The organism is Cupriavidus sp. 01L45, from assembly GCF_056399885.1.
This window is the reverse complement of sequence record NZ_JBFTSG010000061.1, coordinates 19,409-36,152: the sequence shown is the minus strand read 5'-3', so window position 1 is coordinate 36,152 and position 16,744 is coordinate 19,409. Positions and strand designations below refer to the sequence as shown.

At 63.6% G+C, this 16,744-nt stretch carries 14 protein-coding genes; 7 read left to right on the top strand and 7 right to left on the bottom strand.

Annotated elements, in window-relative coordinates:
- Window positions 1-16: 16 nt before the first annotated feature.
- The gene (locus AC1DT6_RS32835) at window positions 17-175 is read right to left on the bottom strand and encodes a hypothetical protein (RefSeq protein ID WP_441630525.1); all 159 of its coding nucleotides are present in this window, start codon (window positions 173-175) and stop codon (window positions 17-19) included.
- 227 nt (window positions 176-402) lie between these two features.
- Here AC1DT6_RS32835 and AC1DT6_RS32830 point away from each other — a divergent pair, with 227 nt between their 5' ends.
- The 4 genes from AC1DT6_RS32830 to AC1DT6_RS32815 all read left to right on the top strand — a co-directional run bounded on the left by AC1DT6_RS32830 (window position 403) and on the right by AC1DT6_RS32815 (window position 5,830).
- Complete coding sequence (locus AC1DT6_RS32830; protein WP_441630523.1) at window positions 403-552, top strand: helix-turn-helix domain-containing protein; 150 nt, start codon at window positions 403-405, stop codon at window positions 550-552.
- A 214-nt stretch (window positions 553-766) separates the two neighbouring features.
- Window positions 767-4,027: an ATP-binding protein gene (locus AC1DT6_RS32825; protein WP_477111858.1), complete on the top strand. Its 3,261-nt coding sequence runs from the start codon at window positions 767-769 to the stop codon at window positions 4,025-4,027.
- Between the two features lie 121 nt (window positions 4,028-4,148).
- Window positions 4,149-5,534, top strand: coding sequence for an FAD-binding oxidoreductase (locus AC1DT6_RS32820; RefSeq protein WP_441630519.1), 1,386 nt, complete (start codon window positions 4,149-4,151; stop codon window positions 5,532-5,534).
- A 104-nt stretch (window positions 5,535-5,638) separates the two neighbouring features.
- On the top strand, window positions 5,639-5,830 hold the full coding sequence (locus AC1DT6_RS32815; protein ID WP_441630518.1) for a hypothetical protein: 192 nt from the start codon (window positions 5,639-5,641) through the stop codon (window positions 5,828-5,830).
- A gap of 81 nt (window positions 5,831-5,911) precedes the next feature.
- Here the strand turns inward: AC1DT6_RS32815 and AC1DT6_RS32810 are convergent, their stop codons facing one another.
- The 6 genes from AC1DT6_RS32810 to AC1DT6_RS32785 form a co-directional block, all read right to left on the bottom strand.
- On the bottom strand, window positions 5,912-6,676 hold the full coding sequence (locus AC1DT6_RS32810) for a fumarylacetoacetate hydrolase family protein (RefSeq protein WP_441630516.1): 765 nt from the start codon (window positions 6,674-6,676) through the stop codon (window positions 5,912-5,914).
- Window positions 6,677-6,678: 2 nt separating this feature from the next.
- Window positions 6,679-7,386 carry an aspartate/glutamate racemase family protein gene (locus tag AC1DT6_RS32805; protein ID WP_441630514.1) on the bottom strand — a complete coding sequence of 236 codons (708 nt, stop codon included), beginning with the start codon at window positions 7,384-7,386 and terminating at the stop codon, window positions 6,679-6,681.
- 13 nt (window positions 7,387-7,399) lie between these two features.
- The gene (locus tag AC1DT6_RS32800) at window positions 7,400-8,848 is read right to left on the bottom strand and encodes an MFS transporter (RefSeq protein ID WP_441630512.1); all 1,449 of its coding nucleotides are present in this window, start codon (window positions 8,846-8,848) and stop codon (window positions 7,400-7,402) included.
- A 108-nt stretch (window positions 8,849-8,956) separates the two neighbouring features.
- Window positions 8,957-10,483, bottom strand: a complete 1,527-nt coding sequence (locus tag AC1DT6_RS32795) for an amidase family protein (RefSeq protein WP_441630510.1) — start codon at window positions 10,481-10,483, stop codon at window positions 8,957-8,959.
- 86 nt (window positions 10,484-10,569) lie between these two features.
- A complete protein-coding gene (locus AC1DT6_RS32790) occupies window positions 10,570-11,874 on the bottom strand; it encodes an MFS transporter (RefSeq protein ID WP_045240300.1) in 1,305 nt (434 codons plus the stop codon).
- A gap of 223 nt (window positions 11,875-12,097) precedes the next feature.
- Complete coding sequence (locus tag AC1DT6_RS32785) at window positions 12,098-13,318, bottom strand: pyridoxal-phosphate-dependent aminotransferase family protein (RefSeq protein ID WP_441630507.1); 1,221 nt, start codon at window positions 13,316-13,318, stop codon at window positions 12,098-12,100.
- Window positions 13,319-13,495: 177 nt separating this feature from the next.
- Between AC1DT6_RS32785 and AC1DT6_RS32780 the strand changes: the two genes are divergently transcribed.
- The 3 genes from AC1DT6_RS32780 (at window position 13,496) to AC1DT6_RS32770 (ending at window position 16,667) form a co-directional block, all read left to right on the top strand.
- Window positions 13,496-14,215: a GntR family transcriptional regulator gene (locus AC1DT6_RS32780; RefSeq protein WP_441630505.1), complete on the top strand. Its 720-nt coding sequence runs from the start codon at window positions 13,496-13,498 to the stop codon at window positions 14,213-14,215.
- A 798-nt stretch (window positions 14,216-15,013) separates the two neighbouring features.
- Window positions 15,014-15,934 carry an ATP-dependent Clp protease proteolytic subunit gene (locus AC1DT6_RS32775; RefSeq protein ID WP_441630503.1) on the top strand — a complete coding sequence of 307 codons (921 nt, stop codon included), beginning with the start codon at window positions 15,014-15,016 and terminating at the stop codon, window positions 15,932-15,934.
- A gap of 235 nt (window positions 15,935-16,169) precedes the next feature.
- Window positions 16,170-16,667, top strand: a complete 498-nt coding sequence (locus tag AC1DT6_RS32770) for a VOC family protein (RefSeq protein ID WP_045240303.1) — start codon at window positions 16,170-16,172, stop codon at window positions 16,665-16,667.
- The last annotated feature ends 77 nt before the right edge of the window (window positions 16,668-16,744 follow it).

Sequence of the window (16,744 nt, the reverse complement as noted above, 5' to 3'; positions counted from 1 at the left end):
TCAGGACGATGCCGCCCTACCACGCCGATCCGCGCGATCGGAGCGCCGCCGTATCGTATCGGCTCGCGGCCATCATTTCGTCTTCGCACAGCGCGTCCTGGAGCACATAGTCGAAACGCACATGCGTGAACGGGCCCGTTACGCCAAGCGACGCAAACGCCGTCGAGCTTTCCAAGGGACCTCCTGCCGCCAGCACGCGGCGATTGCGTGACATCTCGACGAAAGCGTCGAGGCGGATCCCATGATGCAGCGCACATACCGCGTGGAGACTATGGCGTTTAACGCACGTGTCAAGCCGCGAACCCGTCGGGCGGTTTCGCTTTCGTCCCGGCAAGCTTCTGCGGCGAGCGTAGTTCGCACTACACTGAAGAACGCAGAACTGCCATCCGGATGCTCCGAACAATGCGCAAGCTCGAAGGCGTGGTCGGCTTCGTCGCCGTAGTGGAGGCTGGCGCGATCAGCGAGGCCGCGCGCCGCCTCCATCTGTCCGAATCCGTCGTCAGCGAGCGCTTGGCCGATCTGGAAAAAATTCCTTGGGAGCAACCCTGCTGAGACGCACGACACGACGGCTGGCGCCTACCCGGCATGGCGCATCGCCTCCGGCTCCGGAGTCCATTGACATCGCCCACGCTGAAGTCCGATGCGTGCCTGCGCGATTACGCATGTTTGTCGAGTGCGTCCGCACCGCCATCGGCAGTCCAGCGTACCAGGACGTGGGCCGGCCTCCACGACGCCGCCGAAGTCGCCTAGATCTCCGGTGACCAGCATGGCGCCTGAAGCTCGCTACTCTGTCCGACTGTTCGGCGAGTTCCATCTCGACGGCGCCGACGCGCCGATGCCTGACGCGAATTCTCCCCGCTTGCAGGCGCTGCTTGCCTATCTGATTTTGCATCGAGACGTGCCGCAGTCGCGCCAGCAACTCGCCTTCCTGTTCTGGCCCGATTCCACGCAAGCGCAGGCACGCAACGCATTGCGTCAGCTCCTGTTTCATCTACGCAAGTCATGGCCGCACGCAGCCAGTTTCGTCCACGCCGACGCGCAAATGGTGCGATGGTTGCCCGATTCCGCGTTCGATCTCGATGTCGCGCAGTTTCAGTCGGCCCTGGCCACCGCGGCGCGGGCCGCAAGCAACAACGACGCGGCCACCGAGGAAGAGCGCCTGACGCATGCAGCGGAGCTGTATCGGGGCGACCTGCTAGCCAGTTGTTACGATGAATGGATCGCCCCGCAGCGCGATCAGTTACGCGAAGCGTGCATCGCGGCGCTCGTGCGGCTCAGCCTGTTGAGCGAGGACAGGCGCGACTACGCAAAGGCGTTGAAACACTCGCAGCAGTTGCAGCGGCTCGACCCATTACGCGAGCCCACCTATATGGCGCTGATGCGCCTGCATGCCCTGAATCACGATCATGCATCCGCGCTGCGCGCCTATCGCAACTGCGTTGAAACGTTCACGCGCGAGCTGGGCATCGTGCCCAGTGAAGCCTTGCGCGAGGCCTATGCGCGCCTTGCTGCCCAGGCTGCGCCAACACAGCGTCGACGCCCACGGGACCCCATGCTGTCAATGATCGGACGCCACGACGAATGGCGGCGGCTTCTCGAAGTGTGGCAGCGTAGTCAGCTTGGCGACAAGCAGTTCGCCCTGATCTCGGGCGAAGCAGGCATCGGCAAGTCGCGCCTGGCGGAGGAATTGCTCGTGCACCTTTCCGGGCAAGGCTTCACCACGACGCACTCGCGCGCGTACGCGGCCGAGGGGCGGGTCGCGTTTGCGCCGGTCACCGGCTGGCTGCGCAGCCCCGCCTTGCACGAAGCGATGAGCGGACTCGACAGACTGTGGCTGACCGAAGTCGCGCGCCTGTTGCCAGAGCTGCTGACGCAACAACCCGGCCTGCCTCCGCCCTCCCCACTCACCGAATACTGGCAGCGCCAGCGGTTCTTCGAAGCGCTGGCGCGCGCCGTGCTGGCGACAGACGGGCCGCTGCTGCTGTTGCTCGACGATCTGCAATGGTGCGACGCGGAGACGCTTGAATGGCTACGTTTCCTGATGCGCTTCGACGTGAGCGCGAAGCTCCTCGTGGTCGCCACGGCGCGGCATGAAGACCTCACGCCCTTGCACGCCGTGAGCCAGCTGCTTGACGCCTTGCGGCGCGACGACCAGCTCACGGAGATGTTGCTGGGCGCGCTGGATGCCGCCGAAACTGCGAAGATCGCGGCGCAGATCATCAATCGGCCGCTGGCCGATGCGGAGGCAACCCGGCTATTCGAGGAAAGCGAAGGCAATCCCCTGTTCACGGTCGAGATGATGCGCGCCCGGTCCGGCACCGCGACGGCCGGCGGCACGCCGCACGGCACGGTCCCGAAGTTGCCACCCAAGGTGTACACGGTGATCTCGAACCGTCTTGCGCAACTGTCGCCTGCCGCGCGCGATATCGTCGGCGTCGCGGCGATCATCGGGCGAGCATTCACCGCCGATGTGCTGGCCCAGGCGAGCGACGTGCGCGAGGACGCCCTCACGAATGCGCTGGATGAACTCTGGCAACGAGGCATCGTGCGCCAGCCGGACAGCGGGGGCATTGCCTTTGACTTCAGCCACGACAAGATCCGGGACGTGGCGTACGCCGAGGTCAGTCCGCTGCAACGCCGCCGCCTGCATCAACGCGTGGCACGCGCACTTGAACAGGCGCCGGACGATGATCTCGACGCTGCCAGCGCGCAGATTGCCGCGCACTACGAACAGGCGGGCCTGCCAACCGATTCAGCCGCGTTCTATCGGCGCGCGGCCGGCGTTGCGCAGAGTGTGTACGCCTATGACGATGCCATCGCCCTGCTGCGGCGCGGGCTGGCGCAAGCCGATCAGATCGTCGATCCGCAAGAGCGCGCTCAGCAGTCGCTGGCATTGCAACTCGACCTTGCGCCGCCGATTCGCATTTCCCGTGGGTGGGCGGCACCGGAGCTCGACACGCCACTGCGGCGCGCCGTGGAGCTCAGCAGACAGGCGGGCGACTTCGGTCAGCAGGCGCGCGCCCAGGTCAGCCTTGCCTTCTTTCTCGTCGTCAGTGCGGAGCTTGCCCAGGCACGGAGCCTGAGCGAGGAACTCATCGCGGGATTGGGCACTTCCGGGTCGGGTACCTACGCGTCGATGGCATGGACCAACATCATGGGGAGCCTGGTCCAGCAGGGTGACTGGGTGGCGGCGGAGCCAGCGTATCAACGCGCGATCGGCGCTTATGACGAAACCCAGCACGCCGAGCATGTGTCGTTGATGGGCGGAAACTTCGGCGTGCTGGCCTCGGCGTGGTCGGCCCATGCATTCTGGTTCACCGGGCTTGCCGATCAGGCCCTCCGGCGTGGACGCGAAGCGCTGGAGGTGGCAAACCGGCTGGCACACCCGTTCTCCCAGGCGCTGGCGCTGTCTTATCTTGCAACGCAGCATGCCCTGCGCCGGCAGCACGGTCTCACGCTTCACTACGCCCGACAGGCACGTTCGATCGCCGATCAGTACCACGTCGGCTACTACCTTGCCTGGGCTGACGTGCTGCTCGCCTGGGCCAATGCAAAGCAGTCGCCCGGCGCCGACGCCGTGGCGGCAATGCGGGCGGCGATCGAGGGCTTTCATGGCACCGGCGCGCGCCTGCGGCTGCCGCTGTATCTCGGCATGCTGGCGGAATGCCTGGGTGACGTGGGCGAGACCGAGGCCGCGCTTGCGGCGCTGGATCAGGCGCTCCATCATGCGGAGCACACTGGCGAGCACTGGCTGGACGCGGAGCTCTATCGCCTGCGCGGCGAGCTTCTGCTGCAACGCAGCGCCAACCTGGCCGAAGCCGAATCGTCGCTGATCAAGGCGATCGAGATCGCCGCCGCTCAACGGGCTCGCCCTCTCGAGCTACGCGCCGCGCTGTCGCTGGCGGCATTGCGCGAGCCACGGGAGGGTATCGGCGCGCGCCGAGTGGTCGAGCCGCCGCTCGCCCGATTCGCCGAGGGCTTCGACCAGCCCGACATCGTCCGGGCGCGCGCGTTACTGGCGCGTTAGTGATGGTTTGGCCGCTCCGGGCCAGCCGCGTCGGAGATTGGCGCATATAACGGTGCGCCTAACGCCTTTCAAACGCCGAGGTTGATAAAACTCCTGCATACCTACCGGACAGGAGGCAACCATGGAAGGTGCTCTGAGTGAAACCGTCGTCACGGCGCTGAAGCCGCATTTTCGGGGGCAATTGATTCAGCCTGGCGATGCGGCCTATGACCAGGCACGCGCGGTGTACAACGGCATGATTGACAAGCGCCCGGCACTGATCGCGCGCTGCACGGATGTCGCGGACGTCATTGCGGGGGTGAACGCCGCGCGAGACAGCGGAATGCTGCTGGCCGTACGTGGCGGTGCGCACAATGGCGCGGGGCTCGGCACATGCGATGGCGGACTGGTGGTCGACCTGTCGCCGATGAAAGGCGTGTTTGTCGATCCGAAGCGCAGCACCATTCGGGTTGGTGGCGGCTGCACCTGGGGCGATGTGGACCACGCCGCCAGCGCTTATGGACTGGCGACGCCGAGCGGCTTCATCTCGACCACGGGCGTGGGTGGGCTGACGCTTGGCGGGGGCATTGGCTACCTTAGCCGCGCCTACGGCCTGACGATCGATAACCTGCTTAGCGCCGAGGTCGTTCTGGCCGACGGGCGACTGGTCAATGCCAGCAGCGACGAGAACGCGGACCTGTTCTGGGCGCTGCGCGGCGGTGGCGGCAACTTCGGCGTGGTCACCTCATTCGAGTTCAAGGCCCATCCCGTCGGCACGGTCTACGGCGGCCCGATGCTGTGGCCGATGGACCAGGCGCGCGAGTTGATGAAGTGGTGGCGCGATTTCATCCTGACTGCGCCGCAGGACATCAATGGCTGGTTCGGCTTTGTGACGGTGCCGCCCGGGCCGCCGTTCCCCGAGTCTGTCCACCTGCAGAAGATGTGCGCCGTGGTGTGGTGCTACACGGGTCCACTCGATCAGGCCGAGGCGCGGTTCAAGCCGATTCGCGACGCCATGCCGCCAGCGGTGGACTTTGCCGGCTCCATTCCTTGGCCGGTCTTGCAGAGCCTGTTCGACGCGCTGTATCCGCCTGGCCTTCAGTGGTACTGGAAAGCCGACTTCGTGAGCGACCTGAGCGACAAGGCCATCGATCTGCACATCAAGTATGGGCATCAGTTGCCGTCCATGCACTCGACCATGCACCTGTATCCCATCAACGGCGCGGCGCATCGCGCGGGCCCGAATGACACCGCGTTCAGCTACCGCGATGCGAGCTTCGCCAGCGTGATTGTCGGCGTCGATCCCGACCCGGCCAACAACGACCGCATCGTGCAGTGGGCCAAGGACTACTGGCTGGCGCTGCATCCGCACTCGGCCGGCGGCGGCTACATCAACATGATGATGGACGAAGGCAACGACAACGTGAAGGCTGCCTATCGCGACAACTATGCGCGACTGGCGGAGATCAAGCGCAAGTACGACCCTGCAAACCTGTTCCGCGTGAACCAGAACATCAGGCCCGCCTGAGCGTGGACCGAAGGTTGCGACTGCTGAAATCATCGTGGGACTCGCCGCCCCGATTCCCGGCGACTCCCACTCCCCTTGCCTGCCGGAATCGCGAGGAGAAGTTCATGAGCAAGCTGGTTTGGGCCGGGCTCGCAGCCCTGGTGCTTTTCACTGCCTGCACTGACGCCGGGAGGAGCGTGGACTGTGCCGGCGGCATATCGATGGGTGGGTTGGGTGCAATGGAAGCGCTCGGTGAAGTGGCTGGCGCAGCTTTCCCGATGAACGGTGGGCAGTTTCCGCTCTATCTGTTGCGATAAGCCTGGCCCTGCGGGAGACCGAAAAAGAAGGCGTGCCGACCACCGGTTACGCCTCGATGAATCCCGATTGTCCCGCCATCCTCAGAACTGGATCGAGGCGCGGCCAATGCCTTCGAATTCCGCTGTCACAAGGTCGCCAGCCGACGCCGCCAGAATTCCGACCCAGGTGCCCGTGGTGACGACGGTGCCGGCTTCCACGCTTCGGCCCGCGCGCGTGGCGTGGCGCAGCCAGGCCACCAGTCCGTAGGCCGGATCGCCCAGGGCATGGGTGCCACGGCGTTCGATCGATTCCATGCCAATCTGCACCCGGCAACGCTGTGCCGCCCAGTCTCGCGCTTCATAGTCACGCCACTCGCCAAGCACAAGCGCCCCGTGGGCCTGCAGGTCAGCCAGCTTCAGTAGCGCAGGTGCGGCGACGTACTGCTGCCAGCGCGAGTCGACGACCTCAATCGAGACCGCCATCGCGTCGATCAGCGCGGCCGCGCCCGGACCATCGAGGGCGGCCGCCTGCGCGGCGTCCACCCCGCGCCCGAGCCGCAGCGCGATCTCGGCCTCAATGCCGCGCCACGTGAAGGGCCAGTCCCCGGCATGCGCGGGGCTGGTCCACACCCCGGCGGACGGAAGTTCGGCGTGTGTCAGTTGCGCCTCGCGTGAAGGCCCGCCGGATTTCCAGTACCCGGCGCCTGTCTTTTGCCAGCCAAGCGAGCGAGCCACGACCGACTGCACGGCGTAGGCCTGCTCCGGATTGTCAAGCGCCGTGGCGAAGCGCTCCGCGTCGGCGCAACGGTGCTCGCGCCGTGCGCAAAGCAGGGCCTGCGCGACCGTATCGATGTTGGTTGATGTCATGCTTAGGGCAATTCCTTGAATGAAGGATTTGAATGACTCCGCGACTCGCTCGCGGCAAGCGCGCGCAGCAGGCTGCGGCACGCTGCTGGCACCGGACCGATCACGGGAATGGAAAAACGCGCGCTCAAGGCCTGGGCCGCCTGGCCCAACGGGCCACCTCCTATCACCACCGCTTGTGCTCCGTCAGCTTCCACGCAGGCCCGGACCGCTTCTGCCAGTGCGGCTTCCAGCGCCGCCGGGTCAAGGCCAAGCATGCGAGGATCGCCGCGGGTGAAACGCACACCCGTGAAGCTGGCATCGAGTCCGTAGCGCCGTACATTGGCTTCAATCGAGGACGCCAGGAACGGCGTCGTCGTGGCGATACCGAATCGACGCCCATGCTGCGCCGCTTCTCGCATGGCGGCTTCGCCGATCCCCACCACCGGCACGGCTAGCCTGCGCCGAAGCGCGTCCGCGCCGGGATCGCCGAATGCGGCGACGATGACAGCGCGCACGCCTGCGCGATCCGGACCGGCGCCGGGCAGATCCATGGCGCCGACCGCGTCCGCGGCGGCGCGCAGATCTGCCTCGTCGACGATCATCGGCACACCGCGCGCCATCGTCAGGCCGCGGATCTCCAGGTCGCCGGCAAGTGTGGCACGCGCGATGTCAACCATCATCTGCGTGGTCGACTGCGACGTATTCGGATTGATCAGCAGGATGTGGTTCATCGCGATGCGCCGATCAGGAGCCGCTTGCGCTGGCCGCACTACCACCTACCGCGAGATCGGCTTCGTCGTCGGCGGCTGTCTCGCCCATGGCGCGGCCGAAGGTTTCCGGCGCAAACTGGACACTCAGTGCGAAAACAGCGTACATCGCTGCCAGCATGCTGAACATGCCGCCGACGCCGTAGGTTTCGAACACCCGGCCGCTGATCAGCGGTGTCAGTGCCCCGGCCAGCGTGCCGAGCGCCAGGATCAGGGAAGTGCCGAACGCGCGAACGTGCGTGGGATATTGCTCCGGCGCGAAGATCCAGATCGAGGTGTTGAGCAACACGACACAGAACGTAAAGGCCGCGCCGAACAGCAGTACCAGGGCGACGTTATACGTCAGGAAGCCGAAGCATAGTCCGGCCGTGCACGCCAGCCCGGCGCCTACCGTCAGCACGCGCTTGCGCGGGATGTGATAGCCGCAGTACGAAGCCGCGAGCGCGCCGAACAGGCTGCCGCTCTGCATCACCATGGTGAAGAGCAAGCTCTTGGAAATGGTGTAGCCCTGTGACATCAGAATCGTCGGCATCAGCGTCAGTACGGAAATCTGCGCCCCGTATGTCATGGACACCGCAATCCCGAGCGCGATCGTGCGTCGGCCCAGACGGCCTTTGAATACGTCGCTCAGCCGCACCTTGGCGCGCGGCGCCTCATCCTGCACCGATGCCTTGATGTACGGCGTCGGCTCACCTGCGAGCTTGCCCAGCCGGCCCGACGCCAGGATCGACAGCACGCGGTTAGCCTCGTCTACCCGTCCCTTGGACAACAGGAACCGCGGTGTCTCCGGAATAAAACGTCGATAGAACACGACAAAGAACGCGGGGACCACCAGGCAGGCGAACAGCCAGCGCCAGTTGTCCGGTCCCGGGAACATGGCGAACACGGCCAGGCCAAAGGCGGGCGCCAGCATATTGCCAAGACCACCGCTGCCCACGCTAACCATGCCTACCGCCGTACCCCGGAAGCGGGTCGAGCACAACTCGGCCAGCATCGTCACAGCAATGGATATCTCCCCGCCCAGGCCGATGCCGACGATAAAGCGGCCCGCAGCCAGCACCGCATAGTTCGGCGCCAGCGCGCAGATGATGGCGCCCAGCGTGAACAGCAGCAGGTTTGCACTCAGCATGGTGCGCCGGCCATAGCGATCCGCGATATAGCCCGATCCGATGCGTCCGAGCGCGGCGGCACTGAAGGTCAGTGTGTTCAGAAAGCCGATCTGCGCCACTGAGATACCCCATTGCTCCCGCAGCATGGGGCCAACCAGGCCGACCGCATTCTGCTCGAAGACGTCGAACATCACACCCAGCATGATCATGAAGATGATCTTCTTGTGCGAAGCCGTCACGCCGATGCCATCCATTGCCCGGTCGAGCTCGTGCTGCTGTGGGGAACTCGACGATTGAACTACCACTTCTGCGCCCATCTTTGTCTCCTCCTCGTTTGAGGTCGTCACGGTATATCCGCAAACTTCTCGCCGCCTGGATCGGCTGGCGTTTGTAGAGCAGCAATGAAGATTCGTTCCGATACGCCCCTATTCGAGCGCCGGTGCCGCGTACGGCGCCCGGCGCGCGCGCAGAGCCTGCTCGGCCGCATAGGCCAGCCTTATCAGCACGGGTTCCGAAAACGGACGGCCGAAGAGCTCCAATCCAACCGGCACGCCCTGCGGCGCATTGCGGTCCGCGGCGGAAAACCCCGCTGGAATCACGATCGCCGGAAAGCCGGTGGCAGATGCGAGTACGCCGTTGCGATCGGCTTGGGCCTCGCCGATTGGCGCCACCAGGCGGCGCTGATGCGGAAAGGCCAGCACGTCGATCCGCTGCGCTTCCATCAGATTCAGTAGCCGCTGGCGCAATGCCTGCTGACGTTGCAAGCGCTCGCGGTATTCCGCGTCCTTGCCCGCGAGCGCCACTGCCGTGGTCAGCGTTCCCGCGACGCTTGCGTGCACTTGCCCCGATGCGATGATGTCTTTCAGCGACCGCACCCCCACGCCCGGTGCGAGCCGGGCCAGGTAGGCATCGAGATCGTGCTCCATCTCGTAGTGATGCACGAGCGTGGACGCCAGGAGTTCATCAGGGCTGATGGCGTCATCCACCGCGACCAGTTCCGCGCCCTGTGTTTCGATGACGGCCAGTGCTTGCTGCATGACGGCGTTGACGGGCCGATGCTCGGGCCCATCGCCGAAGAAATGGCGCAGTACGCCGATGCGCGCGCCCTTGAGCCCGTCGGGATCGAGAAAGGCCGTATAACTCGCGGGGATGTGGGAGGCGCCCTGGCTCGAGACAGGATCGGCCGGGTCGTGCCCGGCTATTGCGTCGAGTAGTACAGCGGTATCCGCAACGGTCCGTGTGATCGGCCCGATGGTGTCCTGCGTCAGACCGCAGGGAACGAGCCCCGTTCGGCTGACAAGGCCCATGGTTGGGCGCAGGCCGACGAGATTGTTAGCCGAGGCCGGCGACCTGATCGAGTTGACCCCATCGGTTCCGATCCCGAGCAGGCCGAAGTTGGCTGCGATGCCGGCGCCGGTGCCCCCGCTTGAGCCGCCGGGCGTTCGCGTCAGGTCGTATGGGTTCAAGGTCTGGCCAAGCTCCGTACTGACGGTCTCCCCCCCGGAGGCAAGCTCGTGCAGGTTGGTCTTTGCCAGGACGATGGCGCCTGCCCGGCGCAGCCGCTGGACAATAAACGCATCCTGCGCGGCCATATTGCCCCTAAGGCAAGGCGAGCCTGCGGTGGTTTCGATGCCACCGCATTCGATATTGTCCTTGATCAGCACCGGGATGCCGTGGAGAGGAGCCAGGGCCTGCGCCGGCTTCCCGGCGGCCCGGGCGTCCATGCGTTCCGCCTCTGCCAGCGCCTCCGGGTTGAGCCGGAGGATGCTGTTGATGCGGGGGCCGCTTTGATCGTAGGCTGAGATCCGGTCCAGGTAGCCGCGCACCAGTTGCCGTGCCGTCAGCCGGCCGTCACGCATCGCGGCATGCACGGTGGCAACGGTGGCCTCCAACAGGTTGAACGGCGCTTGCGTATCTGGTCCGTCCGTTTTCGATTCGAATGCACTGTTCATGAGAGTCTTCCATGCGCCCGCTACGGGCGCCCGAGTCGTTGGGGGTGCGGGGAAGCGGTGCGGCGCCGGCGCACCGCTTCCCGTTGTTATCGGTTGACCAGCTTGGCAGGCAAGGTCCAGATGGCAAAGGCGCCAATGATCAGCATTGCCGCGATCATGTAATAGGCGCTGGTGCCACTCTGCGTCACGTCCCTGAGATAGCCGATCATGTAGCCGCTGGTGAAGCCCGCGAGATTGCCGATCGAGTTGCTCATGGCGATTGCCGTGGCCGCCGCGGCACCGCTCAGGAAAGCAGTCGGCAGCGACCAGAACAGCGGCGTGCAGGTCAGGATGCCGGCCGCGGCAATTGACAGGAACACCAGCGACAGCGCGGTACTGTGCATGACCCAGGGCAGCGCCAGGAAGCCGATCGCTCCCATCATGCAGGGCACGATCAGGTGCCAGCGCCGTTCGCGATGCTTGTCGGCGCTCTTTGCGAAGAAGTACATCGTGACAATCGCCGCCACATAGGGGATCGCGCTCAGCAAGCCGATATGGATGGGGTCGGTGACGCCTGTGGACTTGATGAAGGTCGGCAGCCACAGGGTAATGCCGTACTGGCCGGTGACATAGCAGAAACAAATCAGGCTGATGAGCCAGACGCGTGGGTCGGTGAAGACGTTGCCGACGCGCGCCTGCGGGTCCGCCGACCTGACGTCCTCCGCCTTGGCCAACTCCAGCACGCGCTTCTCCTCGCTGGAGAGCCATTTGGCCTTGGCAATCGAGTTGTCCAGATAGTAGAAGCAGAAGAGGCCTAGCAGGACTGCGGGAACGGCCTCGATGAAGAACATCCATTGCCATCCGGCCCAGCCTGCGATGCCGCCCATGCTGCCCATCAGGAAGCCGGACAACGGGTTACCAATGATGCCGGACAGTGGCGAGCCCATGCAGTAGATCGCCATGATCTTGGCGCGCCGGTGTGCCGGATACCAGCAGGACAAGTAGTACACGATGCCTGGCGTAAAGCCGGCTTCGGCCAGGCCGAGCAGAAAGCGCAGCGTGTAGAAGGCGGTTGGCGTCTCCACGAACACGAAACACGCGGAGAGCACACCCCATGTGACCATGATGCGCCCGATCCACACCTTGGCGCCGAACCGGTGCAAGGCCAGGTTGCTTGGCACTTCGAACAGGAAGTAGCCAATGAAGAAGATGCCGGCGCCCAGGCCGTAAACAGTTTCGCTGAAGCCCAACTGCTGCGACATCTGAAGCTTGGCGAAACCAACGTTGACACGATCGAGATAAGCGATCAGGAAGCACAGCATCAGGAACGGTATCAGCCGCCAGCTTACCTTGCGATAAACGGCGTCCTCGAAGGTCCTCACTTTTGTCCCGGCCTGCAGGGTAGTATCCACAGCGTCTCCTCAGCTTTTTTCAGGTATGTCTGTGCTGCTGCACCGATCCTCACGCGATCGGTACGGTGCGGGGAATTGGCGCCACCGCGTACCGGTGACGGACTGGCTCCCGCCGCGATGCCCTCCCCGGCATCGCAAGGCTGGAGGCCAGTCCAGGCGCTGGCCGCCGCGGCGCAGCCGCGCGGAATTCCTCGCTTCGGAACTACAGTTGCGTCGGACGGCGTCAGGCCGCGGCTTTGAGCGGCAAGGGCGTGGCATGGGCGGCCAGGTAGTCCATCGCCGCGGATGTCCCGCTTGCCGCGACCGGCACGCCCGAGATCTTCAAGCCCATTTCGCAGCCGGCGAGCGTCGCCATCAGCGTCAGGTCGTTGCAGTCGCCGAGATGGCCGATGCGGAACATGCGGCCTTTCATCTTGCCGAGCGCCGCGCCCAGCGACATATTGAAGCGGTCATAGATGTTCCTGCGCACAACGTCCGCATCGATCCCCTCGGGCATCATCACGCCGGTGAGAACCGGGCTGTACGCGGAAGGGTCGGCGCACTGGATCTCCAGCCCCCAGGCGCGCACTGCCCGGCGGCATGCCTCCGCCAGCCGCTGGTGGCGCGCGAACACATTGTCCAGCCCCTCGCCGAGGATCATGTCGAGCGCTTCGGACAGGCCATAGAGCAGATTTGTGCTGGGGGTATAGGGCCAGTAGCCGGTGCGGTTCATCTCGATGATCTCGTCCCAGCTCCAGAAGCTGCGCGGCAGTCCTGCCGTCCTGGCGGCTTCGATGGCCTTGGGAGACACCGCGTTGAAACTGATGCCCGGCGGCAGCATGAGCCCTTTCTGCGAGCCGGAAACGGTCACATCCACGCCCCATTCGTCGTGCCGGTAATCAGCAGACGCCAGGCCGGAGATCGTGTCGACCAGCAGGAGCGCGGGGTGCCGCGCGGCGTCGATCGCCTTGCGCACGGCCGCGATGTCCGAGGTAACGCCGGTCGAAGTTTCGTTATGCACCACGCACACCGCCTTGATGGCATGCTGGGAGTCCGTGCGCAAGCGTGCCTCGATCATGTCGGCCTGCACGCCGCGGCGCCAGCCTTCGATGCCGGGCAAGCCGAGAAACTCTGGCCGGATGCCAAGATTCTCGGCCATCTTCTTCCAGAGCGTGGCGAAGTGACCCGTCTCGAACATCAGAACCGTGTCGCCGGGACTCAGCGTGTTGGTCAGCGCGGCTTCCCATGCGCCTGTCCCGGAAGCGGGATAGATCACGACCGGGTGCTCAGTCTTGAATATCTGCCGGATCCCGGCCAGCACCTTGAGGCCAAGCACCCCGAATTCGGGGCCGCGATGGTCGATGGTCGGATAGCTGATGGCTCGCAGGATGCGATCGGGAACGGGGCTCGGCCCGGGGATTTGAAGGAAGTGGCGGCCGGCGGGGTGGAAGTTGAGTTTCTGCATGGTCTCCTCCAGTTGAGTTTTGAATACAAAATACTCTAGCAGAAGAGCTACATGGAGACGGGGCGGATGTTGCTAAAATTTCGCAGTGTTTACCCCATAGGAGAGGGATTCTGCGGCTTTTTGGAGCAATGTTAAGTGTCTGCTAAAATGTATGCAGCAACGTTTTCTGGAATTTGAATGCAAAATTCTATTTTGACCGACACGGATTCTTCCGTATCCGTGCTACCCAAGGTTGAGCGACGGCGCTTGCATGACACGGTGGTGGATCATCTGCGGACGTTCATCGTCGAGGGGGTCTTGAAGGCGGGTACGAAACTCAACGAACGTGAGTTGTGCGAGACGCTGGGCATCTCCCGCACGCCCCTGCGCGAGGCCATGAAGGTGCTGGCGGCGGAGGGGCTGATCGAAAGCACGCCCAACCGGGGCGCGACGGTATCGCGCCTGTCGCCGACGGAGATTCAGGACACGTTCGAATTGATGAGCGGTCTGGAAGCGCTATCCGGGGAACTGGCCTGCGAGCGCATCACGGCCATCGAGTTGGCGGAGATCAAGGCATTACACTACGCGATGCTGGCATGCCGGGCCAAGGACGATTTGTCCGGTTACTACAGCTTCAACCATCAGATTCATGACCGTATCAACGAAGCGGCCCGGAATGTCGCGCTGCGTCAGACCTATCTATCGGTGAATCGGAGGTTGCAGGCGCTGCGCTACCGGTCGAACTATCAGAAGCCGAAATGGGACAGCGCCATCCATGACCACGAGGAAATGCTGACGGCGCTCGAGGCACGCGATGGCAAGCGGCTTGCCGCGATCCTGCGCCAGCATCTGCTGGACAAGCGCGACGCCGTGCTACTCATCCAGTTGAGCGAGGCCGGCGACACGTCAGGCACATAGCGCAGCGGGCCGAAGCGCCCACATCCCACTGCGGCTTGACCAGGGCGAGGCTGTTCAGTCTGGCCAGAGCCAGCCCCCTTGGATGAGCGCTCATGGGCTTACCGGACCTTCCGCAGGCAGAGCCTGGATGCCCGCTCAGGCTGAAGCCGCCATTCGCTCCCTCCCCCGCTGGGCGGCAACCCGACGGCAAGTCGGTCAGCGAGAACGAAAGTAAGTGACCGCCTGGAAGAAGCAGAAAGACGGGACCTGGAAGGCCATCCACGACATGTGGAACTCGGATGCAAGGCGGGGATGCGGCGTCATCTCCCAGCTTGCCGGCTCAGTTACGCACACGCACGTGCGGCACGACTGGCTGCGTTTGAGGACGGCGCGCTGCGACCGGCGTTGGCCGAAGACAGTCGTGCTATCCGCTGCCTGTCAACAGCCTCCCCTCGGCCTGATCAGCCATCCAATGCGCTGGCACGCCGCCGCCCGCCGGTCATTTGCCTCGTCTGCGGCGGCACCGCTCGACCTAGGCGTCGCCATTAGTCTCGAAAAACCAGCTTCATTTACCCAGTCCTCGATCTCCGAGGGTGCGCCAGATCGAACGATCGGTGGCCTCCGCCGCCGCCGTCTTGTCATGGTGCATCTCCATCACCGAAGCCCTCGCGCCTGGCCGTCCAGCGCCTGATATCGTCGTCCATCAACATGCGCAATGCAGTTCCTTTCAAGGGTCCCCCCCAAGCACATTTTCACTGGGTCATTACACCGTTCATCACAGATTCGAGGCTATGCTTTTCACATTCCAAGGAGGAGCGTATGCGCAGCAATAAGCACCCAGAAGCCAAGAACGCGGCGGCGCAAAGCTTGATCCAACGGTTGCTTTCCGGGTTTTGTTTCGCTGTGCTTATGTTTCCCGGTGTGGCGCCAGGAATGGAATTCAGGATCTACTACCAACCACAGATTAAGATGAAAATGGTTATCGGGGAGGGGAGGATTCAGGAAGGCGATGCAAAGAAATTCCTGGCGTCCGCAAAAATGGCTGACCGTGATGAAGAAGGACTCGTTACCCTTGTTTTAAACAGTCCGGGAGGAAATGTTGAGGCCGCTTTCCGAGTCGTCGATGCCATGGATAGAGTACGCGTCTATACAACAGTTCCAAATAATGCCAGGTGCGCGTCCGCTTGCGCTTCGGTCTTGTTCGCTTCAGGGGAACGCCGAAGTGTTGTTGGTACGGGGCTGCTCGGTTTTCACAGTTGCTACAGGCGCGATGGGCGAACTTACACCGGGGACTCGCTTTGCAACGAAATAATCGCGGCAAACGCAATGCAAAGGGGCGTCAGCCACGCAGGCATCAATCGTTTCGTTAAGCAATATGGTGCGCGAGACATGGCGTGGGTCGGGCACGACGTCGCTTGCAAGTCGCTGCAAGGGCTATGCAAGCCTGGGCAACTGGAAACTAAATACGAGACGAACGATGCGTTGATGCGTAGTTTTGATTGCAGCAAGCTCATATCTGTTCAAGCGCAGCTTATTTGCGGGGATGCGGAACTTACCCGCATCGATAAAACACTGGCAGAAATCTATGATCAAAAGATAAAAACATCGGTTAACAAGGCGCGGTTACGAGCGGATCAACGAGCATGGCTTCGCAATTCTCGCAACGCGTGTGGCGATAAAGTTTGTCTACTGCGAAGTTATCATCTCCGCATCGATGAACTAAAGCGGGTGCGGTCGTAATGACGTGTTGATTGACGTTGGCCACGCTCAATCGCCAAAGCGTGAGCGTCACCCGGCGCCGCAGCAAAACCGTATTCCTCGGGCGCGCGCGACACGAAGTGATTCTGACTGCCCGCCGCGCCTTCGCACGACGGGAGTTCACACATGGAGGTCCGCTATCTGCGCGTTGTCGTCGTCTTCCAATGTTATCTTGACGGTGGCGAATGTCGGTGCTCAACGCCTCAGGAGACACGAAATGACAAGCAAGAACACGATCTGTTTGTGGTACGAAGGCGGCGCCGTTGACGCCGCGAACTTCTATGCCGAAACATTCCCCGACAGCTCTGTCGGCGCCGTCCTCCGCGCACCAGGCGACTATCCCGACGGCAGGCAGGGCGATGTCCTGACGGTTGAGTTCACCGTCGTTGGCATTCCCTGCCTCGGGCTGAACGGCGGCCCGCATTTCAAGCACAACGAGGCCTTCTCTTTTCAGATCGCGACGGACGACCAGGCCGAAACCGACCGTTTGTGGAACGCGATCGTCGGCAATGGCGGCCAGGAAAGCGCATGCGGCTGGTGCAAGGACCGATGGGGATTGTCATGGCAGATCACCCCGCGCGCCCTCATCGCGGCGATATCCGACCCCGATCGCGCGGCGGCCAAGCGCGCATTCGACGCGATGATGACCATGAAAAAGATCGACATCGCCGCGATAGAGGCGGCACGGCTGGGCCGAAACCTATCCTCAAGTTGATGGATCGGGTCCCGGACGTTCTCTCCTGATCCGATCCGAGGGGATGGCTGACTGAACGGTTCGGGTTGGGAGTGGAC

Excerpts from the sequence above, each read along its gene's own strand:
- AC1DT6_RS32830 (WP_441630523.1), top strand. The coding sequence starts at position 403 with ATGCGCAAGCTCGAAGGCGTGGTCGGCTTCGTCGCCGTAGTGGAGGCT.
- AC1DT6_RS32825 (WP_477111858.1), top strand. The coding sequence starts at position 767 with ATGGCGCCTGAAGCTCGCTACTCTGTCCGACTGTTCGGCGAGTTCCAT.
- AC1DT6_RS32820 (WP_441630519.1), top strand. The coding sequence starts at position 4,149 with ATGGAAGGTGCTCTGAGTGAAACCGTCGTCACGGCGCTGAAGCCGCAT.
- AC1DT6_RS32815 (WP_441630518.1), top strand. The coding sequence starts at position 5,639 with ATGAGCAAGCTGGTTTGGGCCGGGCTCGCAGCCCTGGTGCTTTTCACT.
- AC1DT6_RS32810 (WP_441630516.1), bottom strand. The coding sequence starts at position 6,676 with ATGACATCAACCAACATCGATACGGTCGCGCAGGCCCTGCTTTGCGCA.
- AC1DT6_RS32805 (WP_441630514.1), bottom strand. The coding sequence starts at position 7,386 with ATGAACCACATCCTGCTGATCAATCCGAATACGTCGCAGTCGACCACG.
- AC1DT6_RS32800 (WP_441630512.1), bottom strand. The coding sequence starts at position 8,848 with ATGGGCGCAGAAGTGGTAGTTCAATCGTCGAGTTCCCCACAGCAGCAC.
- AC1DT6_RS32795 (WP_441630510.1), bottom strand. The coding sequence starts at position 10,483 with ATGAACAGTGCATTCGAATCGAAAACGGACGGACCAGATACGCAAGCG.
- AC1DT6_RS32785 (WP_441630507.1), bottom strand. The coding sequence starts at position 13,318 with ATGCAGAAACTCAACTTCCACCCCGCCGGCCGCCACTTCCTTCAAATC.
- AC1DT6_RS32780 (WP_441630505.1), top strand. The coding sequence starts at position 13,496 with ATGCAAAATTCTATTTTGACCGACACGGATTCTTCCGTATCCGTGCTA.
- AC1DT6_RS32775 (WP_441630503.1), top strand. The coding sequence starts at position 15,014 with ATGCGCAGCAATAAGCACCCAGAAGCCAAGAACGCGGCGGCGCAAAGC.
- AC1DT6_RS32770 (WP_045240303.1), top strand. The coding sequence starts at position 16,170 with ATGACAAGCAAGAACACGATCTGTTTGTGGTACGAAGGCGGCGCCGTT.